Here is a 23,251-nt window from a genome sequence, read left to right on the forward strand (position 1 = left end):
TTGTTGCATTAAAAAAGCCCGCTGGACAGAGACCAGTGGGCTTTTTTTATTTCGTAAGTGGTTTCCGATCAGGCGGAACCGACACCGGTGTAGGAGCCATAGAAGAACAGACCCACAACGAACAGAACGGCCATTCCACCTGCAGTGGCCACCAGCCAGAGGGGAAGGACGCCTTCGGTCCAGCGGCTTCTCCAGGGAACAGCCGGTGTGCCATCGGGATTGCGATCGGGAATTCGACCGTCGGGATAGGGAGATTTTTTTCCGCTCATCGAATAATCCTCAGTTGAAGAAGTAGCTGGACATGAGCACGCCGGTCACGAAGACAAACAGCAGACCGAGATACAGGCTGGTGCGGTTGAGCTCAACCGGCAGGTTGTTGGGATTGGGATTGCGTTCCATGGTTCGGATCAGCGGCGGATGAACTGCATCGCGGCAAGGGCGCCCAGGAAAAACACCGTCGGGATGCCGAGGGTGTGCAACGCCAGCCAACGCACCGTGAAGATCGGGTAATTGCGTGGCGTTGTGGCGACAGGAGGAGCTTGAGTCATGGCTTATTTCAGACGGATGTCGAGTTCTGATTTGCCCTCGTAGCGCTGGCTCACCACAGGAGCTTTGCTTTCCGAAGCCTGGAAATAGGCGTCGGGACGAGGTGTTCCGAAGGCGTCGTAGGCCAGGCCGGTGGACACGAACAGGAAGCCTGCCAAAAAGATGGAAGGCAGTGTCACGGCGTGGATCACCCAGTAACGGATGCTCGTGATGATTTCGAAGAACGGGCGTTCTCCTGTTGAGCCGGCGGCCATGGCGTTGGGCGTGTCAGGAAGATGATCTTAGGAGGTGGCTCAGGTGAGCTGAGGCTGAGGCGTTGCCGCAGTTACACAGCGTTGCCCACCCAACGCAGCAGGTTGCCCCGCTCACCCAGCACAAAGGCGTGCTCTCCGTCGAAGACCATGCGGGTGAAGTTGCTGGGTTGACGGTCCCCGACGGGGTCGTTCTCCCAGCTGTCACCGCCGTCCCGGCTCACCAGCAGGGTGCCGTTGCCACCGCCGGCCCAGATGGCGCCGTCGTCATCCCAGGCCAGATCCATGTAGCCGTAGCCGTTGGTGATCGGGATGATGGCTTTGCTCCAGCTGTCGAAGTTGCATGGCTCATCGTTAAGGCGGATTTGTGCGCCGCGGGCCACCATCCAGAGATTGCCGTCAGGTTGGAAGCCGATGCTTTGCAGCCGCTGGCTGCTAACGCGTTGGTGCACCTGCCAGACGGAATCACCCGGTTCCCATGTGGCGTAGAAGTTGCCGAGGCCACTCACGCTCACGTAGCTGCCGTCCTTGCTGCGACGCAGATCCCGCACCGCACCCGCCGCATCAGTCACCTTGGCTTCCCAGCTGCTGCCGTCGTTATGGGTCTCGTAAACCGCGCCCACGTTGGTGGCGAGCTCTGCGGAATGGCTGCCCAACGCTGTGATCAGGTAGGGCTCGCCGGGCAATTTGGTGTCGAGGAACAGGCGGGTCCAGTTCTGGCCGCCGTCGTCGCTGTGCATCAGTAGCCCGGGTTGACCGGCGATCCAGCCTTCATCGCCATTGAAGTCGATGCTGATCAGACGGAAGTTCTCTTCATCGGGCAGATCAAGGCTGCGCTCATTCCAATGGGCACCCCCGTCGTTGGTTTCCCGGATCATCCGGTTGCTGCCCACCAGGTAGCCGTGGCGGCTGTCGGTGAAGGCAACATCCAGCGGGTTGGCCTGGGTGTCGAGATCCATGGCCTGCCACGGACTCGTGCTGGCCGTGGGCACGTGAGTGGTGACGCAGCCGCTGAGGCTCACCCCCAGCACAAGCACCAGCAGAAGCTGGCTGACAGTGTTCAACAGGCGTTTCATGGGTGGGCTTCAGCGCAGGGAATAAAGGGACAGGAAAAAGGCGAAGCCGAGGGCAAGGCTGCCGAAAATCAGAACATTCTTCTGCCCGGGGGTCATCCGGTTCACCCCAAGGCCGAAATCGAGGTTCTCCTCGAAACCGCTGGCCTTGGCGCGCGGACCGATGTCGCGGAAGGCGGCCACCTTGCTGCGGCAGACCGGGCAGCGGAAGGCCATTGCGTCGAGATCCTCGAAGGCCGTGCCGGGTTCGATCCCAACCTTCTTGACCCCTTCGTCGGGGTCATAGACGTAGCCGCAGCTGCGACATTCGAAACGGTGGGTCCGTGGGTCGCTCTCCGGAGCGGTCTCAACCGCTGGTTCCACCGCTTCGGTGGTTTCGACCGGCTGGACGGACTGTTGTTCGTCGCTCACCGCTGTGTTGCTGGGCCGATCGACTCTATCGACGACAACTCCAGGCGGTGAATGCCAGACTGGCTCGGTCTACGGGGACCTCCATGTTTGCCCTGCCCGGCTACGACGCCTTTCTGGGGTTTCTGCTGATTGCTGCTGCAGTGCCTGCCTTGGCGCTGATCACCAACAAATTGGTGGCGCCGAAAAGCCGTGCCGGCGAGCGCCAGCTCACCTATGAATCCGGTATGGAGCCCATTGGCGGGGCCTGGATTCAATTCAATATCCGCTACTACATGTTTGCGCTGGTCTTCGTCATCTTCGATGTCGAGACCGTGTTCCTTTATCCCTGGGCTGTGGCGTTCAACCGTCTCGGCTTGCTGGCCTTCATTGAGGCCCTTATCTTCATCGCCATCTTGCTGGTGGCATTGGCCTACGCCTGGCGCAAAGGCGCCCTTGAGTGGAGCTAGTTATGTCTGAGAACACATCCCCCTCCATTGCTGCTGTTCGCGATCTGCGCGAAGCCAGCTGCGGTCCGATTGGTGCCCCAACGGTCACCAATGATCTCAGCGAGAACGTCATCCTCACCAGTCTGGATGACCTGCACAACTGGGCTCGGTTGAGCAGTCTCTGGCCTCTTCTCTATGGAACGGCCTGCTGCTTCATTGAATTTGCTGCTCTTCTTGGGTCCCGCTTCGATTTCGACCGTTTCGGTCTTGTTCCCCGCAGCTCGCCGCGTCAGGCCGACCTTCTGATTGTGGCGGGCACCGTGACCATGAAGATGGCACCCGCCCTTGTGCGGCTTTATGAGCAGATGCCCGAGCCGAAATACGTGATCGCCATGGGTGCATGCACCATCACAGGCGGCATGTTCAGCGCTGATTCCACGACTGCAGTGCGCGGCGTCGACAAATTGATCCCGGTGGATCTCTACCTGCCGGGCTGTCCGCCCCGCCCCGAAGCGATCTTTGATGCCGTGATCAAACTGCGCAAGAAAGTCGGCGATGAGTCGCTGGCGGAGCGGCGCAAGCACCAGCAGACCCATCGCTACATGACGGTCTCCCATCAGATGAAGCGCGTTGAACCTGTCGTGACAGGTTCTTACCTTCGGGCTGAATCTCAGAAAGCTGCCCTGGCTGCAGCGCCGGCCGGTCAGACTTTGGCCACCGATGCCGCCGTGCTCACCCCTGCTGCTGAACCTGTCGAGTCATGAGCGAAACCCCTTCCAAGAAGACAGCCGCCTCGGATGACGCGGGTGCGGTTGTTGCTCCCGAGCCTGGTCCGGTGAGCCAATGGCTGAACAAGCAGGGCTTTGACCACAACAGCCTCGAGCCTGATCATCTCGGTGTTGAACAGATCGGCGTTGACGCTGCGGTTCTCCCGATGATCTCTGCGGCGCTCAAGAGCAACGGTTTCGACTATCTCCAGTGCCAAGGGGGCTACGACGAAGGCCCCGGTGAGCAGCTGGTCTGCTTCTATCACTTCCTGGCGATGGCGGAACAGGTGGAAGCCATGGCGGCCGATCCCTCAGCCAAGCTGCGGGAAGTGAGGATCAAGGTCTTCCTCGATCGTGAAGGCACCCCCTCGCTGCCGTCGATCTATGGACTGTTCCGTGGCGCCGATTGGCAGGAGCGCGAAACCTTCGACATGTACGGCATCCAATTTGAGGGGCACCCGCATCCCAAACGCTTGTTGATGCCAGAGGACTGGAAAGGATGGCCGTTGCGTAAGGACTACGTCCAGCCTGATTTCTATGAAATGCAGGACGCCTATTGATCGCGTTCTCGTCGATGGGTTCGGTAAAAGCGCATCACCGCAAGGGCAAGGCTGCGCGAGTCGTGGCGCAGCGTTTTTGTTGGCCTCACCCCCTGCAGTGGTGCTTGAGTGACGTCGTAGCCATCTGAGCGGAGTCCTTCCGCATCGCAACGCACCGGATCAGCGCCGCGGCTTTGGTAGTACCGCACCAGGTCTGAATCGGGCAGGTCGTCCTGGGCCAGGACGGCATTGAACAGTCTGGGCTCAATGCCGAGGGTAGCGAGCTGTGCCTCGATGGCCCGGATGTGACCGCGCACATCCAGGCCATCGGTCTCCCCGGGTTGCGTCATCAGGTTGCAGATGTAGAGCCTAGGGGCCTTGCTGCGTTTGATGGCGCCCACCAATTCCGGCACTAGCAGATTGGGGAGCAGGGATGTGTAAAGGCTGCCCGGTCCGAGCACGATCAGGTCGGCATTGGCGATCGCTTCGAGTGCCCGTGGCAGGGCCGGCGGTCGTTCAGGACTGCAGCCCAGGCGAACAATGGGGCTGGGGGCGTGGCCGATGTTGCTTTCGCCTTCGATCCGTTGGCCGTTTTCAAGTTCGGCCCAGAGCCGTACATCCACGTTGGTGGCGGGCACCACCTGACCTTGTACGGCCAGCACACGACTTGATGCGGTGATGGCTGTTTCCAGATTGCCCGTGATCGCTGAGAGGGCAGAGAGAAATAGATTGCCGAAGCTGTGCCCCTCCAAACCGCTCCCGGCGGCAAAGCGGTATTGGAACAGGCGTGTGAGCAGTGGCTCTTCGGTGGACAGGGCGGCTAAGCAGTTGCGGATGTCGCCCGGGGGAAGCACCCCCAGTTCCCGGCGGAGCACCCCGCTGCTGCCGCCGTCGTCAGCGACGGTGACGATGGCGGTGATGTGGCTGCTGTAACGCTTCAGGCCGCTCAGCAAGGTTGATAGGCCTGTCCCTCCGCCGATGGCCACGATGTTGGGACCCCTGTTCAAGCGGCTTTTGGCCCGCAGGGCATCCACCAGCACGGTGTCTTTGTCGGGAGCGAGAGCCTGTTGAATTGAGCCGAAGCTGCGGCTTTGCCCCCAGAGCAAAAGACCGCTGCCGATGAGCACCACCAGCGGGCCAGTGATCTCCCGGGGTAACACGGTGGTGAGGCTGCTCAGCAGCCAGCTCAGTGTTTCCAGAATCCAGTAGATCGGCTTCAGGTCGGCCCAGACGGCGGCCCCCAGCAGCGCCATCAATAGACCCAGGCCGGAGGTGAGCAGCCAGCGTTTGACGACCAGGCCAGGTTGCAACCAGCGCACGGCCCGTTGGGATCGGGTCATCAGATCCCGTCGCCGCTGATCGCGCATCATCCGGGCTTGGCGTCTGCTTGTTGGGGGCTTCAGCGCCAAGGAACGGCTTGATTCGCAGGTTCACCGAACTGTACGGAGCTTGTGGAAAGGCGGCAGGATGTCTCTGTATTTCGGCCCAGACCGTGCCGCAGCTTCAAACCGTCGTGGAGATGCGGGACCTCACGAAGCAGTGGGGTCCTCGGCCTGTTCTGGATCGGGTCAACCTGACCCTGCATGCAGGGGAGCGCTTGGCCGTGGTGGGCCCATCGGGGGCTGGCAAGTCAACGGTGTTGCGCCTGCTTGCCGGTTTGCAGTTGCCCACCAGTGGTGAGCTGCGCTTGTTCAACAAAGCCCAGACCTACCTGCGACTGGACCAGACCGATCCACCGGACGTGCGGCTGGTGTTTCAAAACCCCGCTCTGTTGGCATCGCTCACAGTTGAGGAGAACGTTGGCTTTCTGCTGCGGGAACGGGCACAGCTGTCGCGGCAAGAGATTCGCGATCGTGTGCATGCCTGCCTGGAGGCGGTGGGGCTCTATGACGTGGCTCACCTCTATGCCGGTGAGTTGAGTGGAGGGATGCAGAAGCGGGTGAGCTTTGCCCGTGCCCTGATTGATGATCCTCAGAGGGGGGATCAATCGATGCCCTTGCTGTTGTACGACGAGCCCACCGCTGGGCTTGACCCCGTGGCGTGCACGCGGATCGAGGACTTGATTGTCAAAACCACCACCGTGGCTCATGGATGTTCAGTGGTGGTGAGCCACGTGCGCAGCACGATCGAACGATCTGCGGAACGGGTGTTGATGCTTTACGACGGACAGTTCCGGTGGGAAGGGTCGGTGGAGGAGTTTCGCACCACAGAAAATCCCTATGTCGTCCAGTTCAGGACGGGTAGCCTGCGCGGACCAATGCAACCGGCGGAGCACTGATCACCATGCGACGCAGCGTTCGTGATGCCATCGTCGGATTCACAGTGGTCGGTGGCATTGTCGGATTTGCTTCAACCACCCTGTGGTTGCGAGGCGTTCGTTTGGGGGCCAGCTACTGGACGGTGACCGCTCGTTTCAATGATGCGGCAGGACTGGCGGAGCGTTCACCTGTCACCTATCGGGTAATAACGGTGGGTTCCGTGCGCTCGATTGCGGTCACACCTGAGGCGGTGGTGGCTGAGCTTGAGATCAACAAGGGAGACCTGCGCTTGTCTCTGCCTGTGACCGCCACGGTGGGGGCTGGTTCTCTGCTGGGTGGGGATGCGCAGGTGGCACTGCTCAGCAGCGGAACCCCGCTTCCGCAGGATGCACCCCTCCCTCAAGCGCCTGGCTGTCAGCCAACGCGACAACTCTGCAGCGGTGGAACCGTTGTGGGGCAAGAGGTCCCCAGCCTTTCCACCGTGACTGCAACCATGCAGGAGCTGCTGGCCCAGGTGCAGGAAGAAAGGGTGATCCCCAATATGGCTGCCTCCCTTGAGCTGATTAATGCCACCACGAAGAAATTCGAGGCTCTGACGCTGCAACTGCAGGACGATCTTGCAAAGGCCGCTCCTGTGATTCGCAATCTGGAGACGGCGACGGCTCACATGAACAACATCGTGGCCTCCCTCGACAATCCCCAGACGCTGAGTGGGCTCCAGCAAACGGTCGCCAATGCCGCGGAGCTCTCCGCCAAGATCAATGCTGTGGGCAGTGATGTGGCTCGGCTCACAGGTGATCCTGAGTTCATGAAGGGCGTACGTAATCTCACCATCGGCTTGGGTGAATTGTTCGGCGAAATTTATCCGGCACATACCGCTCGATAGGCTCGAGATCGGGTCGGTGTTGGCACGATTTCGAGCCGATCGTGCCGCCTATATGTTGCTGATGGCGTCCATTGCAACCGCTGCGATCGCTTGATCGCTGGCCTTGGGCAGCTGTACGTATTTGCCGCCTGCGGCTTCGGCGAGGTCCTTGCCCATGCCGCTGCCGATGAACTTGCGCTCGGTGTCGATCACCAGCAGCTTGATCCCGAGCATCCGGTAGCGGGCGGCGACGTCCAGCACCTCTTGCTTGAGGTCGGGTTTCTCTTCGCCTTCCAGTTCGGGTTGACCGAGAGAGGTGCTCAGGGGCACGTTGCCGCGTCCGTCAGTGATGGCCACCACCACAACCTGGCCGAGATCCCCCGTGGCCAGCGCATTGGCACCAACGCGGGCCGCTTGCGTGAGGCCATGGGCCAGGGGTGAACCGCCGCCGCAGGGCATCGATTCCAGGCGGCGGCGCGCCGCCGTGATCGAGCGGGTGGGAGGGAGCAGCACTTCGGCTTGATCACCTCGGAAGGGGATCAGAGCCACTTCATCGCGGTTTTCGTAGGCCTCGGTGAGCAGGCGGATCACGGCGCCCTTGGCGCTCTGCATCCGGTTCAGGGCCATCGAGCCGCTGGCATCCACAAGGAACACCACCAGGGCACCGGCTTTGCGCTGCAGCAGCTTGGCCCGCAGATCGCCCTCTTCCACGATCACGGAGCGGCCCGGTTCCCGTTCGCGGCGAATCTTCTGATAAGGCGCCGCTGCTCTCAGGGTGGCGTCGACGGCGATGCGGCGAACCGGTCCGCGGGGAAGCATCGGTTTCACGTAGCGACCACGGCTGTCGCTCAGCACAACTGAACGGCTGCCGCTGTTGCCGCTTTTCGCCTTCGCGGCATTGAACAGCAGCAGATCAGGGTCCACCTCGATCGCTTCGGGATCGAGCATGAACTCCTCGGGCACCGCTGGTGGGGCCTGATCTTCCTCACCGTCGCCCTCATCGTCGTCGGAGTTGTCGTCGTCATTGTTGTCTTCCGGAGGGTCGTTCTCCTCTTCGCTGGATCCCTCCGGCGGCGGCGGATTCTCCTGCTCCTGGTCGCCCTGGTCCTGGGGCGGCGGTGGCGGTTCCTGATCCTCCGGTGGCGGTGGTTCCATCTGTTGGTCCGGTGGTGGCATCTGCGATGCCCGCGGCGCGATCACCAAGGCGACGGCCACCTGGAGGTCGTCGGCTTCCACCTGGTCCCGGCCGCTGAGGGCGGCATGGGCCTTGGCCACCCGCACGGCGTAGAGCTCGGAGCGGTGCCCTTCGACGCCTCCTCGGATGGCCTCAGTCACCAGGTACTCGATCTGTTCGCCGCTGATCTGAACATCCGGCAACCATTGGCGGGCCAGCAGCAGCTGGGTGGCCAGGGCGTCGGTTTCTTCGCTCCACTTTTCGGCAAAGCTGCGGCTGCACTGCCCATGGCTGATCACTGCGTTGGTGATCTCCACCCGCTGCTCGGTGCTAACGAGCTGGTTGGCGGAGAGCGCGATGGCGAAACGATCCAGCAGGTGATCGCGGACGTTGCCCTCCTCAGGGTTGTACGTGGCGATTAGCAGCGGCCGGCAGGGGTGGCTGAGGCTGAGACCTTCCCGTTCGACTCGGTTTTCGCCGCTGCCCACCGCCGCCAGCATCAGGTTGACTATGCCGTCGTCAAGAAGATTGAGCTCATCGACGTAGAGCACGCCGCGATGGGCATCCGCCAGCAGTCCCGGCTGAAAAACTGCACTGCCACTGGAGAGTGAAGCGGCCACGTCCACAGCTCCCACCAAACGGTCTTCGGTGATGCCAAGGGGGATCTGCACGAAGGGGGCGGGAATGACCGTGGACGGTGCTTCGCCTGTGAATCGCTCACGGGTGGTGTCGTCCCATTCCTCTGGGTTCTGGGGATCGAGGTTGCGGCCGACACCCCCTTCGGCATCGAGGATGTCGATCGGGGGCAGCAGGGCATGCAGCCCCCGAGCCAAAACTGATTTGCCGGTGCCGCGTCCCCCCGCGATCACCACACCGCCCAACCCAGGATCCACAGCCGCCAGCAGGAGGGCCAGCTTCAACGTGCCATGGCCCGTGATCGCTGCCAGCGGAAAGGCGCGGGTGGCCTGGTCGTCCTTCACCGCTACTCCGGTTGCCACCATGGACGCGTTTAGCCCGTTCGTGCGCGCCAGTCTCGCTGATGCCCTCCATCGATGACGCTTCTGTTGCGGTGGCGCTGGGGGCGAACCGGCCCAGTGCGGCGGGATCGCCGCGCGAGACGTTGGTGGCGGTGCGGCCTTTGCTGGAGGATCTGCTCAGGGTCTGGTCCGATCAGGAGCTGGTTTGCCGCTGGTCATCCCTGCACGACACCGCCCCCGTAGGTGGCCCCCCGGACCAGCCCCGCTACTGCAATGCCGTGATGCTGGTGGAGGGGCTGCGAGCCTCGCCAAGCGAGGCCTCCGCACTGCAATTGCTGGATGAGCTCCAGCGGTTGGAACAGCAGTTCGGCCGCGACCGATCGCGGGAACAGCTCTGGGGGCCGCGCAGCCTCGATCTGGATCTGCTGTTTTGGGGTGAGCTGCGGATGGAGCACCCGCGCCTACAGCTCCCGCATCCACGCCTGCATCTCAGGCGTTTCGTGCTGGCGCCGTTGCTGGAAGCGATGCAGGGCTCGGCTGCACCGTGATCACCTGATCGGCCTGGGCCAGGAGCTCCGGGTCATGACTGCTGATCAGCATCAGCCGTTGCTCGGCACGTTCGCGAATCACCGAACGAACCTGCTCAGCGGCCTTGGCATCGAGGAAAGCGGTGGGCTCATCGAGCACCTCCATCGGCTTGTCGCGCAGCCAGGCGCGAAGCAGGCCGAGCCGGTGAATCTCGCCGCCTGAAAACGGATCCTGCGCCAGGGCCAGCGCTGCATCCAGACCGTCGGGTCGCTCCAGCAGGTGGGCCAGGCCCAGCCGCTGCAGCCAGGCTGCGATGTCTTGCTGTGGGCATTCAGCCCCTAGAAGCAGGTTCTCGCGCAGGCTGGCCTCAAACAGCACGGCGTTCTGGGGCGCGTAGGCGATCAGCTGGTGCATCTGCCGAGCGCCGGCCAGCCCGCTCAGCGACCAGGCCCCCCCCATCGCAGCTCAGCTGCCAATGGCTGTCTTCTTCGCGGAGCAACCCGCAGATCCGATCGAGCAGGGTGGTCTTGCCGCTGCCGGAGGGTCCGGTGATCGCGACCAGTCCGTTGGCGCGCAGGCAGAGGGAATCCAGGCTTTGTGTTTCGTCATCACGACGGCTCCACTGCAACTGATGCCAGCGTTGACGGCTGAGCCTCGACAGCGTGTCGTCAGTGATGGTGAGGTCGCTGGCTTCGCCTTGGCGGGGGATCAGTTGACCGCGCCGTTGCCGCAGTGCTTCATAGCCCGGCAGGTTCCCCAGGCAGAGCCGGCGAGCTTGCACCACCGTGCTCAGGGATGCGCTGGCCCGGTAGGCCAGCACCAGGGTGGTCGTGAGGACTTCGGCTGTCAGGGTTTCGCCCTGGAGCAGCATCCAGAGACCGGCGACGGCCACCACCAGGGTGTCGCGCCAGGCGTTGAAGCTGGCCCGGCGGCGCACCCGTTCCCGCAGCAGCCAGCGTCCTTCGGCGGTTTCCCTGGCGAAGCGCTGCAGCAGCCAGGCCTCCGCCGTTGCTGCGCGCAGGGCCTTGAGGCCATGCAGCCCATCGCCGACGGTGCGTTGCAAGGCGGCATTGAGGCGGCTCTGGATCCGCCCCAGTCCCCAACTGCCGGAGCGCTGCAGCAACGCCGCTGCAGTGGTGGCCAACAGTGCCAGCAACAGCGGCCAGGCGGTGGCCTGGCCCACCAGCAGCACGCTGGCGAGATAGATCGTCATCGCCAGAAGCGACTGCCCCATGCGCACCGCCTGATCCAGGCTCAGTGCCGTGCGGTTGATGTCGGCCATCAGCAGGGCGAGCAGCTCACCGCGTCCCAGCCGGTCGAGTTGGGCTGATGAAGCCTCGAACACTTCATGCAGCAGCTGTTGCCGAAGTCGATCGGTGAAGCCGGAGCGCAGCCGTTCCCGGTTGATGTCGACCTGGGCCTGGATCAGACCCCGCAGCAGGATGAGGCCGACCAGCAGCCCGAGGCTGGCGGCAATGGGAAGGCCGCCGATCAGTGGTGCGGCGTCCGTGCTGGAGCCTGATCCCAGCAGCAGCGTTACCGCCAGGCCGAGGCCGGCGATATCGAGCAAGCTGTTGAGGGTGCTCAGGCCACTCAGCAGAGCCAGATGGCGCCATCCCGCCTCGAGGGCCAGGGCCTTGAGCAGCTGGACCTGGCGCCGACGGGGCAGTGGTTGCGGGCCTGTTTCGGTCAAGGCAGACGACACGGGGGCTGGGTTTACCCGCCATGCTGGGCCCTAGCAATGCCCTTGAGCCATGGCGCCCCTGCCGTCGCCGGAACCGTTCGAGCTGCTGGACACCGTTGAAGTGGTGGATGCTCGCAAGCTCCGTTTCGAGCGCAACAGGATCAAGTTGCCGATGGGTGTCGAGGCCACCTTTGGGATGATTCGTCACCCAGGCGCCTCTCTGGCGGTGCCGATCACCAACGATGGCCAGGTGGTGTTGCTGCGTCAGTACCGCTTTGCGGTTCAGGCCCGCTTGCTCGAATTCCCTGCCGGCACGCTTGAAGATGGCGAAGATCCACTGGAATCGATGCAGCGGGAGCTGGGGGAGGAAGCCGGCTACAGCGCTGCGCAGTGGGATGTGCTGGGGCCGATGCTTCCCTGCCCTGGTTATTCCGATGAAGTGATCCATTGCTTCCTGGCCCGGGAGCTCACGCCCTTGGAGAACCCGCCAGCCGGCGATGACGACGAAGATCTGGAGGTGGTGCTGATGAGCCCAGCTCAGCTGGATGCAGCATTGGCCTCGGGCGACGAATGGCTCGATGGCAAAAGCGTGACCGCCTGGTTCCGTGCCAAGCAGCTTCTCGGCCTCTGATGACCAGCTCCCGCGTTCTGTTTTGGCATCGCCGCGACCTGCGCCTGGCGGACAACCTTGGTTTGGTGGCTGCTACAGACATCAGTCCGGCGGTGACGGGGGTGTACGTGCTCGACCCGCAGCTGATCAACCCGCCGGATCATCTGCCGCCGATGGCGCCGGCCCGGCTGTGGTTTCTGATCGAGAGCCTGGTGGAACTGCAACGGCGCTGGCGGGAGGCCGGAAGCCGGTTGCTGATTGTCAAAGGAGACCCGGTGGCGTTACTGCCGCAGTTAGCCCAGCAGATCGGTGCTGATGCTGTGGTCTGGAACCGCGACGTCGAGCCCTATGCCCGTGAGCGGGACCGCCAGGTGGCCAAAAAACTGCAGGCCGATGGCCGCAAGGTGTTGGTGGATTGGGATCAGCTGCTGATCGCTCCGGAGCTGCTCAAGACCGGTGGTGGTGACCCATATCGCGTGTATGGCCCGTTCCTGCGCAACTGGCGCGGCCAGGTGCTGGCCAAGCAACCCAGCACCGTTGCTGCCCCCACCGGGCTGGTGGATCTTGATCCCGCTCAAGTGCCGGCCGGAGATCCGCTCGCGGATCTGAGGGAGAGCCATGGTTTCAAGGGCGCCGAGATCTGCCCTTGTCGTCCTGGAGAAGCGGCGGCCCTGGAGCAACTCACCAGCTTCTGTGATGGGCCGCTGCTCGGCTATGAGCCTGATCGCAATTTTCCAGGAACACCAGGCACTTCTTATCTCAGTGCGGCCCTGAGCGTCGGCACGATCAGCCCTCGCCAGGCCTGGTGTGCCGCCCAGGACTCCAGAGAGCAAGCCCGCAGCGAGGAACACTTGCAGGCCATTGCAGTATGGGAGCAGGAGCTGGGCTGGCGCGAGTTTTACCAGCAGGCTCTGTTTCATTTCCCGGAACTGGCCGATGGCCCCTACCGCGAGCAGTGGCGCCGCTTCCCCTGGGAGAACAACGAGGACTGGTTCGACTTCTGGAAGGAGGGGCAGACCGGCATGCCGATCATCGATGCCGCCATGCGTCAGCTCAACCAGACCGGTTGGATGCACAACCGCTGCCGCATGATCGTGGCCTCCTATCTGGTCAAAGACCTGATCTGCGACTGGCGCTGGGGCGAGCGCGCCTTCATGGAACTCGAGGTGGACGGTGACCTGGCCGCCAACAACGGTGGTTGGCAGTGGAGCGCCAGCAGTGGCATGGACCCCAAGCCCTTGCGCATCTTCAACCCCGCCACCCAGGCCTCCAAATTCGATTCAGCTGGCGACTACATCCGCCAGTGGGTGCCTGAGCTCCGCCATGTGAACACAAAGGATCTGCTCAGCGGTGAGATCGGAGCTCTCGAGAGACGCGATTACCCCGAGCCTCTCGTGAATCACAAAACCCAGCAGGCCAGGTTCAAGGCGCTTTACGCCACCATCCGGTCCTGATCACGGTCGTCGCCGCGGCGGAATTGAGCTGGTGTGTTGGATCCCAGCAACTGGCGCACGGTGTCGATCACTGCCTGTTGCTGGTCGACCGTTAGCTCCGGGAAGATCGGCAGGCTCAGCACCTGGCTGCAGAGCTGTTCTGTAATAGGCAGTGATCCCTGCTTCAAGCCCAGGTGGGCGTAGGCCGGCTGCCGGTGGATTGGAATGGGGTAGTAGATGATCGTGCTTACCCCACGCTCCTGCAGGGTCTGCTTGACCCAGTCGCGACAGCAGCTCTCGGGGATGCCGTGGCGTGCACTGGTGCTGGAGGGATTGCAGCTGGCGTTGCAGAGCGGCTGGCCGGTGGGGCAACTGCCGATGCGCACCACGAACTGGTTCCAGCTGTGACCGTCGTCGGCTGTCGGCAGGGTGAGCCCGTGGAGATCGCCAAGGGCATCCCGGTAACGCTCGGCAATGCTGGTGCGTTTGCTGATCCACTCCTCGACCTTCGGCAGCTTCACGTTCAGCACCGCTGCTTGGATCGCATCCAGCCGGCTGTTGTAGCCAAGGCTGGTGTGCAAGTACCGCTCGGGCATGCCGTGCACGGCCAGCTCACGCATGGCCTGGGCCAGTTGGGCATCGCTGGTGGTGACAGCACCGCCATCGCCCGCCGCGCCGAGGTTCTTGGTGGGGAAGAAGCTGAAGCAGCCCGCATTGCCGAAGCTGCCCACCGCCTGGCCCTGCCAGCGGGCTCCCGACGCCTGGGCGCAGTCTTCGATCACCTTGAGCTGATGGCGTTCGGCAATGGCCATCAGCCGGGTCATGTTCACCGCACGCCCGAACAGGTGAACCGGCATCAGGGCCCTGGTGGCGGGGGTGATGGCGGCTTCGATCTGATCGAAATCGATCAGGTAGGTGCTGGGGTCGACATCCACGAACACCGGCGTGGCGCCGACGGCGCTGATGGCCTCAGCTGTGGCGAAAAAACTGAACGAGCAAGTGATTACCTCGTCGCCGGCGCCAATGCCCAGGCCGCGCAGGGCGAGGATCAGAGCGTCGGTGCCGCTGTTGCAGCCCACGGCGTGCTCGCAGCCAACGCTGGCGGCAAAGGCCTCCTCGAAGCGTTTGATTTGCGGTCCACCGATGTACTGACCGCTGCGCAATACCTCGAGCACCGCCTCTTCGAGGTCCACGCCAAGATCGTCGATCTGCTGGCTGAGGCTGAAGGGAGGTACTTGCATAAAGCAAAGCTTAAGTGGCTCAGTCGAACCACTCCGGCTCCTGTCCGGGGTTCCACTTCACATTGCAGCCCACAGAGGCGGTCTGGTCTGGGTTGACGGGGGATCCCGTCAGCACGGCCTGGAGGGCGGCCCGCAGATCCCGGCCGTCGAGGGGCTGATCGTTGCCAGGTCGGCTGCCGTCCAACTGGCCGCGATAGCGCAGGGTCTGCAGGCCTTCGCCATCGGTTGAAAACAGATAGAACTCCGGCGTGCAGGCGGCTCGGAGAGCTCGGGCCAGGCTTTGCTGTTGATCCAGCAGGTAGGGAAAGCTCCAGCCGTGCTGTTGAGCCTGAGCCGCCAATTGTTCCGGCCCGTCCTGGGGGTGGGTGATCAGGCTGTTGCTGCTGACGCCGATCAGCTGCACCCCATCGCTGAAATCGTTGTCCAGCCTGGTGAGCTCTGGCTCCACGTGTTTCACAAACGGACAATGGGCACAAAGCACCATCAGCAGCACCGGACGGTCGTCCAGCGATTGGCTGTTTAGTCGGCCGCCCTTGACCTGGGGCAGATCAAAACCAGGTAGGCCTGTGCCGAGCGCCAGCATCGTGGATGGTGTCAGGGCCATAACGCGCAGGCAGATGCGGCGAATCTGCTTCAGGATGACCACCTCCGGTGGTGATGGATGCCGCGCCTGCGACTGCTTTGGGGAGTTGCACTGCTGCTGGTGGCCTGCGGTGCGCCCAAGGAACCGCCCAGCTGGCGGTTGTTCCCGCTGCAGCGCTACACCCCCCATGACGGGGTGGCTGTGGTCAACCAACCCGATGGCTACGGCCTCCACATCTATTTGGAGACAGACACCAGCTTCCCGGGGGTGTGTCGTCCCCGATGGCTGCCGGATCCAGCTCGCTTGTTCAACGGCAATGGATCCACACCGTTCAGTTCCGGGCTGGCGACCCGTGAGGAGTTTTTTGATGCCGTGGCCCGGCGCGATGTGCGTGGCCTGTTGAAGAGCGAGCTGAAAGCTCTGTGCCAGGCGCGCGCTCCGGAAGACCGCTGGCAGTGGATCGAGCCGCCCCGGAACGACAATCAGGTGGTTCCCGTGCAGCTGCCCTCACTCGAGGAAGAAGACCTGCTCACCAATCCCGTGGAGGAATTGAAGCGGGCCCGGCAGCTGCTCAGGGATCAACGGGCTGGTGAGTAGCCCTCCCACACCACCCCTTCGGCGTCGCGCCAGTAGCGGCTGAACCGCCCCAGCCGGGGTGGCCGCGGCAGTTCCACGAACGGTTCGGGATCCAGCAGTTCCAGCGGCAGTTCTGCATCGATGGCCTCACCGATGCGCTCCAGGCGTGGATCCACCGCACTGCTGCTCACCACACCATCGGCATGATGGCGGCGGGCAAAGGCCAGTACCTCATCGGCTACATCCCCTTTGCGCAGGGTTAGAGGAAGGTCGAGGGCGTTTTCGTAGAGGAAGCCGAGCCGTTTGCGGCTGATTCGTGCCTCTTGGATCCAGCGGGTGTCGAACACGAACACCGCTGGTGCCTCGGGCCAGGCCTGCAGCGCTGGGTTGTTGGCACCAAGGGCCTCCTCATGAATCCAGAGGATTGGGCGTTGAAATGTCATTGAGGAATCTCCTGCTTATCGCTTGGGACGGGCCAGGGCGGCATTGGCGCCTCCGCTGCTCCGGCGTTGGCTGTTGCGCTGTTGGTTGCGGTTGTTGCCGGTCTCCCGTATGGCCGGCATCGGGGAGAACAGCTGGTTCTCCAGTTGGTCGTAGCTGCCTTCGAATGGGCAGCTGTTTGCACTGGGGCAGCTGTCGCAGTAGTGCCCGTCGCTATAGCGCTCCAGGTTGCCGCGGTTGAAGAAGTAGGGCTTGTGGCTGAAGGTGCTGGCCACCCACTGCCAGCTCAGATGGTTGCTGGCCGGATCGCCATCCAGTAGGTGCTCCAGGAACCAGTCGGCTCCGGCTTTCCAGTGCACCCGTCGCCAGTGCACGAGCCAGGCGGCCATCCACATGCGGGCGTGGTTGTGCAGCCAGCCGGTCGTTACCAGTTGATCGTGGAAGCTATCCATGCAGGCCAGCCCCGTGCTCCCTGCCCGCACATCGGCCGGCAGCTCCCGGGCATAGGCCCCGGCGTCATGGCCTGTTTTGAACGGTTCCTGATCGTCATGGATGCCATCCCCCAGATCGAGCCACATCCGTTGCCAGAAGTCCCGCCAGCCGAGTTCGTTGATCAACTTTCCGCCCTCATCGCGGTTGCGGATCCGTGCAAACACTGAATCGCGCACCTCCGCGAGGGTCAGCACGCCGTGACGGATGTAGGGCGACAGCCCGGTGACCGCACCCTTGAGGTGATTGCGACTTTTGGCGTAGCGCCTTGCGTTAATGCGCCGCAGTTTGTCTTCGGCTGCTTCACGCCCACCGCGGATCGGGCTGAGTTCTCCCTCCGCCCCTGGGAACTCTTGCGCCAACAGGGTGTTGAGGGCATAGCGGGACGCGAATTGCCGCGGCAGGTCGCCGTTGATCGGGGGTGACGCAGCGCTGGGCACCGGCCTTTGTCAGCAAAGGAGCGGTGATCTTGGCGGGGGATGGGGGAGAATCGCGCGAATTCAACCCGTTCCGGTCTGTCCCGATGCTGCTTGATCTCACCGGCAAGAAGATTCTCGTCACCGGCATCGCCAACAACCGTTCGATCGCCTGGGGCATCGCTCAGCAGCTGAAAGCGGCCGGTGCCGAACTGGGCATCACCTACCTGCCTGACGACAAGGGCCGCTTTGAGGCCAAGGTGCGCGAACTCACCGCTCCTCTGGAGCCCAGTCTGTTTCTGCCTCTGAATGTGCAAGATGCCGACCAGATGGCTGAGGTCTTCGGCGAGATCAAGGAGAAGTGGGGCGTCCTCGACGGTCTGGTGCACTGCCTGGCCTTTGCCGGCAAGGAAGAGCTGATCGGTGACTACAGCGCCACCACCGCTGAGGGTTTTGCCCGTTCCCTCGACATCAGCGCTTATTCCCTGGCGCCCCTCTGCGCCCATGCCAAGCCGCTGTTCAGCGAAAAGGCCGGTGTGATCACGCTCTCCTACCTCGGTGCTGAGCGGGCGATCCCCAACTACAACGTGATGGGCGTCGCCAAGGCGGCTTTGGAGGCGTCCGTTCGCTACCTGGCGGCAGAGCTGGGCCCCGAAAAGCAGGTGCGCGTCAATGCCATCAGCGCCGGCCCGATCCGCACCCTGGCCAGCTCCGCCATCGGTGGCATTCTCGACATGATCCACAACGTGGAGGAGAAGGCTCCTCTGCGCCGAACCGTCACCCAGATGGAAGTGGGTGGTACCGCTGCCTTCCTGCTCAGCGATCTGGCCAGCGGCATCTCCGGTCAGACCATCTACGTGGATGCGGGCTACTGCGTCACCGGAATGTGAGGCACGATGAGGGCACTGAAGCTCGGGTGATGGCACGTCAGGGAACGATCCATCGGGTCACTGGTGAAACCGACGTGAAGGTGCGTCTGGATCTGGACGGCTCCGGCCAGTGCCAGGCCAGTACTGGTGTGCCGTTTCTCGACCACATGCTTCATCAGATCAGCAGCCATGGCCTGATCGATCTGGAGATCAATGCGGTGGGAGACACTCACATCGACGATCACCACACCAATGAGGACGTGGGCATTGCCGTGGGGCAGGCCCTGGCCCAGGCCCTGGGGGACCGGCGCGGCATTCATCGCTTCGGTCACTTCGTGGCACCACTGGATGAAGCCCTGGTGCAGGTGGCCCTGGATTGTTCCGGTCGCCCCCACCTCAGCTACAGCCTCGCGATTCCCAGCCAGAAGATCGGCACGTATGACGCCGAGCTGGTGAAGGAGTTCTTCGTGGCGGTGGTCAACAACAGCGGGCTGACCCTCCACATCCGGCAGCTGGATGGGGCCAACTCCCACCACATCGTTGAAGCCTGCTTCAAGGCCTTTGCCCGGGCCCTGCGCATGGCCACGGAGGTGGATCCACGCCGGGCCGGCGCCATCCCCAGCAGCAAAGGCGTGCTGGAGCAGGCCGGCGCCAGCTGAGGGCGGCTCCGCGCTTCACAGTCCGTTACGAGAGGATGGGCGAACGTTGATCGTTTGCCCGTGACCGTCGCCCCCGCCCGCAGCTACGACCGCAGCGACTGGGCCAGCGCCTTTGTGAACGTTGAGCAGGAACTCACCGACGTGGCGCTGACGCCGGTGCGTGGCGTGGTCCCTGCCGAACTTCAGGGCACCTTTTATCGCAATGGCCCCGGACGTCTTGAGCGTGATGGGCATCGCGTGCATCACCCCTTTGATGGCGACGGCATGATCGCGGCGATGCGGTTTGAGAACGGCAGCGTTTCCCTTAGCAACCGTTATGTGCGCACCGAGGGTTGGCTGGCGGAGGAGAAGGCCGGCAAGGTGCTCTACCGAGGTGTGTTCGGCAGCCAGAAGCCGGGTGGTCGGCTGGCCAATGCCTTTGATCTGCGCCTGAAGAACATCGCCAACACCAATGTGGTGCGTCTGGGCGATCAGCTGCTTGCCCTCTGGGAGGCGGCGGAACCCCATGCGCTCGATCCCCGCAGCCTGGAGACCCGCGGTCTTTCACGACTCGATGGTGTGTTGAAAAAGGGCGAGGCTTTCAGTGCCCACCCCCGCTTCGATCCTGGTCATAACGGCCGGCCCTGCATGGTCACCTTCGGAGTTAAGACCGGGCCCCGCAGCACCATCCGTCTGATGGAGTTCGCCACCGATGGCCCGGAGGCCGGCGCCTTGTTGCACGACCGTTCCGACAGCTTCCCCGGCTTCGCCTTTCTCCACGACTTCGCCATTACCCCCAACTGGGTGGTGTTCCTCCAGAACGCCATCGCCTTCAATCCCCTGCCGTTTGTGACCGGCGAAAAGGGTGCGGCCCAGTGCCTGGCATCTCAACCCGGCGGCAAGGGGCGTTTCTGGCTGATCCCCCGTGATTCCGGTCGCTTCGCTGGTCAGAAGCCCCGCATCCTCGAAGCCCCCGACGGCTTCGTTTTCCACCACCTCAATGCCTTTGAGGATGGCGATCACGTTGTGGTGGAGAGCATCGTCTACGACGATTTCCCGTCCATCGGACCTGATGAGGATTTCGCCGAGGTGAATTTCGACACGGTTCCGGAGGGGATTCTGCACCGTTGCCGTCTTGATCTCAGCCGTGAATCGGTTCAGACCGAGCGGATTAGCGAGCGCACCTGTGAGTTCGCCATGGTCAACCCCGAGCGTCAGGGCCTCAGTGCTCGCTACGCCTGGATGGCGGTGGCGGAGCGGGAGACGGGCAACGATCCGTTGCAGGCCATTCAGAAACTTGATCTGGACTCCGGGGCGACCCACACCTGGAGTGCGGCGCCCCGCGGTTTTGTCAGTGAGCCGCTGATGGTGCGGCGCCCTGGCGCTGAATCGGAGGACGACGGTTGGGTGCTGGATCTGGTGTGGAACGGGGCCCGGGCCGCATCCGATCTGGTGATCCTCAACGCCCGTGATCTGTCTGAGGTGGCGGTGCTTGAGCTGCCGTTGGCCGTTCCCCATGGCCTGCACGGGAGCTGGGCGGCGGGATGAGTCACGGCTTGATACAGGCCGGTCATGGTTGAGCAGGGTTTGCCGCTCCAGGCTCGCCAGCATGGGGATCCAACAGAAGGCTCGGCATGACGAATCGACTCTGGGGCGCTGTGAAGGTCGCCGCGCCCGTTCTCTTCGGGCTGAGTGCTGTGGCGTCATTCCCCCTGAGGGCTGGGGAGCGCGTTTGCAACGGCACCCTGCTTCAGATCCAGGTGAACGAGCGTGGAACGAGCCGTAGCGATCGCTTTCGCTCTCGCTCGGTCTCGACGCTGAACATGCCAGCAAGGATGCTGCGATGACTGCTTTAAACGACCGTTTGGCGAAGGCGCGTCAGGTCATTCAGCCCCTGGCGATGGGACGGCTTACGATCCCTGCACCCCGGAGCTACCCCGTTGGGGGAGGCACGTCGGGACCACGGCTGGAGCGGGCGAGCACCACCATCACCGGCGAGGTGAGCCGTGAGAATTACGACGCAGTGATTCAGGCCCCCGGTCGCTTGCCGGGTGTTCGACTGCAGGGCATGACGTCCTTGGCGTCGAGCTCAAGCAGTGCCTCATTGGCGGATCAGTTGCTGAAACAAGCTCTGGAGACGGGGCAACGTCGCGCCGAAGCCACAGCACGGGCTCTCGGCCTGCGCAAGGTGGAGTTGTTGCTGATTGACCAGCGTGGTTCGACTTATCGATCCATGGCGATGGCTGCGCGCATGGGGGAGGCGAGCTTCAGGCCTGGTGAGGCTCCCAAGCCCAGTCAGAGCCTCACCCTCAAGCTGGATTACTGCCTGCATTGATTGGCATCGGGATCACTATGCAGAGCGTGGTCCGGGGGCTGGGAATCCGTGGTTCCTTTTCAGCTGGCTTGGAGTAACTCACGCAGACGGGGTTCCAGGAGGCTGAAGGCTTTGCCGCGGTGGCCGTGCTGTTTTTTCTCAGCCAAGGGCATCTCGGCGAAGGTGCGGCCGGTTCCCTCGACTTCAAAGATCGGGTCGTAGCCAAAGCCTTGATCCCCTCGGGGTGCGGTCGTGATCAAGCCATCACAACGGCCTTCCACCTCCAGCAGGATCGTGCCGTCTGGAGCGGCGACACAGAGCGCGGCGCAGAAGTAGGCGCGGCGTTGGTCTGAGCCGTTCAGGGCCTTCAGCACCCGGGCAATCCGTTCCGGGTCGGTGGGGGCATAGCGGGCGGAGTGAACACCCGGGGCGCCATCGAGGACATCGACGCTGAGGCCTGAATCGTCGGCCAGGGCCCATTCCCCTGTGGCGGCTGCAACCGCCTGAGCCTTGAGCCGGGCATTGGCGGCAAAGGTGGTGCCCGTCTCCTCCACCTCCAATCCGTCTGGCTGGGGTTGCACGCTGACGGGCAGGGCCTGCAGCAGGCCCTGGAATTCACGAATCTTGCCGGCATTGCCGCTGGCGATCACAAGGGTCTTCATGCGGCCTCCGCAAACTCGCGGGCCCAGGCGAGCACCTCGTTCACCCGATCGGCATCGGGCCCTTCGCAGTAGAGCCGCAGCAGCGGTTCCGTGCCAGAGAAGCGCAGCATCAGCCAGTGGCTCGGTCCCATTCTCAGTTTGATCCCGTCGGTGCTGATCACCTCCAGCACCTCTGCGCCAGCGACGATCGATGGCGTGCTCTGGGCCAGCAGCATCTCGAGCCGCCGGCGTGCCTCCATGTCGGCTAGGCGCAGGTCGAGCCGGTCGTAGTGACTGCTGCCTCCATGCTCTTGCTGAAGTGCATCCAGCCGCGCTCCCAGGGGTTGCTTGCCTTCCACAAGGGCTTCCAACACCAGCATCGCCGCGAACAGAGCGTCACGCTCAGGCAGGTGCATGCCGAAGCCGACACCACCCGATTCCTCGCCGCCGATCAGTACATCTCCGGCCAGCATCTCTGCGGCGATGTATTTGAAGCCCACCGCGAGTTCCAGAACCTTCCGCCCCTGGGCTTCCGCCACCAGCCGCATCAGATCCGAACCGCTCACGGTCTTGACCACGGCGCCCGGCAGCTGGCGGGCCCGGGCCAGGTGATCGATCAACAGGGGCATCAGCAGCTGGGTGCTGCAGAACCGGCCGGTTTCATCCACGGCGGCGATGCGGTCACCATCGCCATCGAACACCAGTCCCACGGCAGGGGTTCCGGCGGCGGTTGAGGCTTTCACCGCCGTGATCAATGCCCCGAGGTAGGGCGCCAGGGGTTCCGGCGGATGACCGCCGAACAAGGGATCTCGTTCGCTGCGGATTTCCTCCACAACGCCAGCGGCTTCAGGGCCGAGCAGCTCCGTCACACACCCGGCGGCTGATCCGTGCATCGGATCGACGATCACCTTGAGGTTGATGGCCTTGAGGCCAGCAACCAGGGCATTCAGGTCCAGCTTGCGGCGCAGCCCTTCGAGATGCTCGCCGCGTCCATCAAACCGGGGGACCTCCGCCTTGATCGGGGCCGTGATGCCCCCGGCAGCCAGACGTCGTTCCACGGCGGCCGTGAAGTCTCCTTCGACCGATCCACCAAAGGGGCCTTTGATCTTCAGCCCCAGCCATTCCGGTGGGTTGTGACTGGCGGTGATCACCAACGCTCCCAGGGCTTTGCGCTCCACCACGGCCCAGCTGCAGGCCGGCGTGGGCACAGCGGTGTCGGTGAGCAGGGGTTCCAGTTCACAACCCCGCACAGCGGCTGCGATGGCTTCCGCCAGTTCTGGAGCTAGAAAGCGCCGGTCGTAACCGATCACCACCGTTCGGCTGTTGAGACCTTCGGGGGAGCGATGGGCGAGCTCCTGAGCCGCGGCAGCGGCAACGGGCAACAACCGCTCAACGGTGATGTCGACGCCGGTGATCCCGCGCCAGCCATCGGTGCCGAACTTGATCGGAGCTGGACTCAGAGGGAGGGGAGCCGATGCCATGGCACAGCCTGCACTTCAGTG

The 23,251-nt window shown here is 63.3% G+C and carries 29 protein-coding genes; 13 read left to right on the forward strand and 16 right to left on the reverse strand.

The window, feature by feature from the left end; genetic code table 11:
• Positions 1–68 precede the first annotated feature (68 nt).
• From DXY33_RS02325 to DXY33_RS02350, 6 genes are all read right to left on the reverse strand, one after another.
• Complete coding sequence (locus DXY33_RS02325; protein WP_011363231.1) at positions 69–269, reverse strand: photosystem II reaction center protein J; 201 nt, start codon at positions 267–269, stop codon at positions 69–71.
• A gap of 10 nt (positions 270–279) precedes the next feature.
• Positions 280–399 carry a photosystem II reaction center protein L gene (locus tag DXY33_RS02330; RefSeq protein ID WP_006852026.1) on the reverse strand — a complete coding sequence of 40 codons (120 nt, stop codon included), beginning with the start codon at positions 397–399 and terminating at the stop codon, positions 280–282.
• An 8-nt stretch (positions 400–407) separates the two neighbouring features.
• Positions 408–548: a cytochrome b559 subunit beta gene (psbF, locus tag DXY33_RS02335; protein WP_006851435.1), complete on the reverse strand. Its 141-nt coding sequence runs from the start codon at positions 546–548 to the stop codon at positions 408–410.
• Positions 549–551: 3 nt separating this feature from the next.
• Entirely contained in the window at positions 552–800 is a 249-nt protein-coding gene (gene psbE / locus DXY33_RS02340) for a cytochrome b559 subunit alpha (RefSeq protein ID WP_006850675.1), read from the reverse strand.
• 71 nt (positions 801–871) lie between these two features.
• The gene (locus DXY33_RS02345; protein ID WP_115131568.1) at positions 872–1,873 is read right to left on the reverse strand and encodes a photosynthesis system II assembly factor Ycf48; all 1,002 of its coding nucleotides are present in this window, start codon (positions 1,871–1,873) and stop codon (positions 872–874) included.
• Between the two features lie 9 nt (positions 1,874–1,882).
• Positions 1,883–2,281 carry a rubredoxin gene (locus DXY33_RS02350; RefSeq protein WP_115131569.1) on the reverse strand — a complete coding sequence of 133 codons (399 nt, stop codon included), beginning with the start codon at positions 2,279–2,281 and terminating at the stop codon, positions 1,883–1,885.
• Positions 2,282–2,364: 83 nt separating this feature from the next.
• On the opposite strand from DXY33_RS02350, the gene DXY33_RS02355 reads away from it, so the two are divergent.
• The 3 genes from DXY33_RS02355 to DXY33_RS02365 are packed head-to-tail and all read left to right on the forward strand — an operon-like array spanning position 2,365 to position 4,033.
• Positions 2,365–2,727, forward strand: a complete 363-nt coding sequence (locus DXY33_RS02355; protein WP_038551549.1) for an NAD(P)H-quinone oxidoreductase subunit 3 — start codon at positions 2,365–2,367, stop codon at positions 2,725–2,727.
• 2 nt (positions 2,728–2,729) lie between these two features.
• Positions 2,730–3,470 carry an NADH dehydrogenase subunit K gene (locus tag DXY33_RS02360; RefSeq protein WP_115131570.1) on the forward strand — a complete coding sequence of 247 codons (741 nt, stop codon included), beginning with the start codon at positions 2,730–2,732 and terminating at the stop codon, positions 3,468–3,470.
• Complete coding sequence (locus DXY33_RS02365; protein WP_115131571.1) at positions 3,467–4,033, forward strand: NAD(P)H-quinone oxidoreductase subunit J; 567 nt, start codon at positions 3,467–3,469, stop codon at positions 4,031–4,033. The genes DXY33_RS02360 and DXY33_RS02365 overlap by 4 nt, the downstream gene beginning before the upstream one ends.
• Here DXY33_RS02365 and yvcK read toward each other — a convergent pair.
• Positions 4,027–5,382, reverse strand: coding sequence for a gluconeogenesis factor YvcK family protein (gene yvcK / locus DXY33_RS02370; protein WP_115131572.1), 1,356 nt, complete (start codon positions 5,380–5,382; stop codon positions 4,027–4,029). The genes DXY33_RS02365 and yvcK overlap by 7 nt on opposite strands.
• A gap of 149 nt (positions 5,383–5,531) precedes the next feature.
• Between yvcK and DXY33_RS02375 the strand changes: the two genes are divergently transcribed.
• Positions 5,532–6,290: an ABC transporter ATP-binding protein gene (locus DXY33_RS02375; protein WP_170950916.1), complete on the forward strand. Its 759-nt coding sequence runs from the start codon at positions 5,532–5,534 to the stop codon at positions 6,288–6,290.
• Between the two features lie 5 nt (positions 6,291–6,295).
• On the forward strand, positions 6,296–7,156 hold the full coding sequence (locus DXY33_RS02380) for an MlaD family protein (RefSeq protein WP_115131573.1): 861 nt from the start codon (positions 6,296–6,298) through the stop codon (positions 7,154–7,156).
• Between the two features lie 48 nt (positions 7,157–7,204).
• Here the strand turns inward: DXY33_RS02380 and DXY33_RS02385 are convergent, their stop codons facing one another.
• Positions 7,205–9,310 carry a putative cobaltochelatase gene (locus DXY33_RS02385; protein ID WP_115131574.1) on the reverse strand — a complete coding sequence of 702 codons (2,106 nt, stop codon included), beginning with the start codon at positions 9,308–9,310 and terminating at the stop codon, positions 7,205–7,207.
• Positions 9,311–9,348: 38 nt separating this feature from the next.
• Between DXY33_RS02385 and folK the strand changes: the two genes are divergently transcribed.
• Positions 9,349–9,834, forward strand: coding sequence for a 2-amino-4-hydroxy-6-hydroxymethyldihydropteridine diphosphokinase (gene folK / locus DXY33_RS02390; RefSeq protein ID WP_115131575.1), 486 nt, complete (start codon positions 9,349–9,351; stop codon positions 9,832–9,834).
• Here the strand turns inward: folK and DXY33_RS12790 are convergent.
• Both DXY33_RS12790 and DXY33_RS12795 read right to left on the reverse strand, forming a co-directional pair.
• Complete coding sequence (locus DXY33_RS12790; RefSeq protein ID WP_256377184.1) at positions 9,776–10,228, reverse strand: ATP-binding cassette domain-containing protein; 453 nt, start codon at positions 10,226–10,228, stop codon at positions 9,776–9,778. The two genes, folK and DXY33_RS12790, sit on opposite strands and share 59 nt — an antisense overlap.
• Positions 10,182–11,519, reverse strand: coding sequence for an ATP-binding cassette domain-containing protein (locus tag DXY33_RS12795; RefSeq protein WP_256377185.1), 1,338 nt, complete (start codon positions 11,517–11,519; stop codon positions 10,182–10,184). Before DXY33_RS12795 ends, DXY33_RS12790 begins: the two co-directional genes overlap by 47 nt.
• A 49-nt stretch (positions 11,520–11,568) precedes the next feature.
• Here DXY33_RS12795 and DXY33_RS02400 point away from each other — a divergent pair, with 49 nt between their 5' ends.
• Both DXY33_RS02400 and DXY33_RS02405 read left to right on the forward strand, forming a co-directional pair.
• Positions 11,569–12,129, forward strand: a complete 561-nt coding sequence (locus tag DXY33_RS02400) for an NUDIX hydrolase (RefSeq protein ID WP_115131576.1) — start codon at positions 11,569–11,571, stop codon at positions 12,127–12,129.
• The gene (locus DXY33_RS02405; RefSeq protein ID WP_115131577.1) at positions 12,129–13,562 is read left to right on the forward strand and encodes an FAD-binding domain-containing protein; all 1,434 of its coding nucleotides are present in this window, start codon (positions 12,129–12,131) and stop codon (positions 13,560–13,562) included. The genes DXY33_RS02400 and DXY33_RS02405 overlap by 1 nt, the downstream gene beginning before the upstream one ends.
• Here the strand turns inward: DXY33_RS02405 and DXY33_RS02410 are convergent.
• Positions 13,541–14,782, reverse strand: coding sequence for a DegT/DnrJ/EryC1/StrS aminotransferase family protein (locus DXY33_RS02410; RefSeq protein WP_115131578.1), 1,242 nt, complete (start codon positions 14,780–14,782; stop codon positions 13,541–13,543). The genes DXY33_RS02405 and DXY33_RS02410 overlap by 22 nt on opposite strands.
• A gap of 19 nt (positions 14,783–14,801) precedes the next feature.
• On the reverse strand, positions 14,802–15,386 hold the full coding sequence (locus DXY33_RS02415) for a thioredoxin family protein (protein WP_115131670.1): 585 nt from the start codon (positions 15,384–15,386) through the stop codon (positions 14,802–14,804).
• 57 nt (positions 15,387–15,443) lie between these two features.
• On the opposite strand from DXY33_RS02415, the gene DXY33_RS02420 reads away from it, so the two are divergent.
• Positions 15,444–15,962 (forward strand): hypothetical protein, encoded by a 519-nt coding sequence (locus DXY33_RS02420; RefSeq protein ID WP_115131579.1) that lies wholly within the window; start codon positions 15,444–15,446, stop codon positions 15,960–15,962.
• On the opposite strand, the gene DXY33_RS02425 is transcribed toward DXY33_RS02420, so the two are convergent.
• Together DXY33_RS02425 and DXY33_RS02430 are read right to left on the reverse strand one after the other, a co-directional pair.
• Complete coding sequence (locus tag DXY33_RS02425; RefSeq protein WP_115131580.1) at positions 15,944–16,384, reverse strand: hypothetical protein; 441 nt, start codon at positions 16,382–16,384, stop codon at positions 15,944–15,946. The two genes, DXY33_RS02420 and DXY33_RS02425, sit on opposite strands and share 19 nt — an antisense overlap.
• 15 nt (positions 16,385–16,399) lie before the next feature.
• Entirely contained in the window at positions 16,400–17,311 is a 912-nt protein-coding gene (locus DXY33_RS02430; protein ID WP_115131581.1) for an FAD-binding domain-containing protein, read from the reverse strand.
• Between the two features lie 83 nt (positions 17,312–17,394).
• Between DXY33_RS02430 and fabI the strand changes: the two genes are divergently transcribed.
• The 4 genes from fabI (at position 17,395) to DXY33_RS02450 (ending at position 21,129) form a co-directional block, all read left to right on the forward strand.
• Positions 17,395–18,177, forward strand: a complete 783-nt coding sequence (fabI, locus tag DXY33_RS02435) for an enoyl-ACP reductase FabI (protein ID WP_025362030.1) — start codon at positions 17,395–17,397, stop codon at positions 18,175–18,177.
• A gap of 29 nt (positions 18,178–18,206) precedes the next feature.
• The gene (gene hisB, locus DXY33_RS02440) at positions 18,207–18,815 is read left to right on the forward strand and encodes an imidazoleglycerol-phosphate dehydratase HisB (RefSeq protein WP_115131671.1); all 609 of its coding nucleotides are present in this window, start codon (positions 18,207–18,209) and stop codon (positions 18,813–18,815) included.
• A gap of 60 nt (positions 18,816–18,875) precedes the next feature.
• Positions 18,876–20,342: a carotenoid oxygenase family protein gene (locus DXY33_RS02445; protein WP_115131672.1), complete on the forward strand. Its 1,467-nt coding sequence runs from the start codon at positions 18,876–18,878 to the stop codon at positions 20,340–20,342.
• A 295-nt stretch (positions 20,343–20,637) separates the two neighbouring features.
• Positions 20,638–21,129, forward strand: a complete 492-nt coding sequence (locus DXY33_RS02450) for an SIMPL domain-containing protein (RefSeq protein WP_371634543.1) — start codon at positions 20,638–20,640, stop codon at positions 21,127–21,129.
• Positions 21,130–21,188: 59 nt separating this feature from the next.
• Here DXY33_RS02450 and rdgB read toward each other — a convergent pair whose 3' ends face one another.
• Both rdgB and DXY33_RS02460 read right to left on the reverse strand, forming a co-directional pair.
• Entirely contained in the window at positions 21,189–21,770 is a 582-nt protein-coding gene (gene rdgB / locus DXY33_RS02455; protein ID WP_115131582.1) for an RdgB/HAM1 family non-canonical purine NTP pyrophosphatase, read from the reverse strand.
• Entirely contained in the window at positions 21,767–23,230 is a 1,464-nt protein-coding gene (locus tag DXY33_RS02460; protein ID WP_115131583.1) for a phosphoglucomutase/phosphomannomutase family protein, read from the reverse strand. Before DXY33_RS02460 ends, rdgB begins: the two co-directional genes overlap by 4 nt.
• Between the last annotated feature and the right edge of the window lie 21 nt (positions 23,231–23,251).

The organism is Synechococcus sp. N26, from assembly GCF_900473975.1.
Classification (GTDB): Bacteria; Cyanobacteriota; Cyanobacteriia; order PCC-6307; family Cyanobiaceae; genus Parasynechococcus.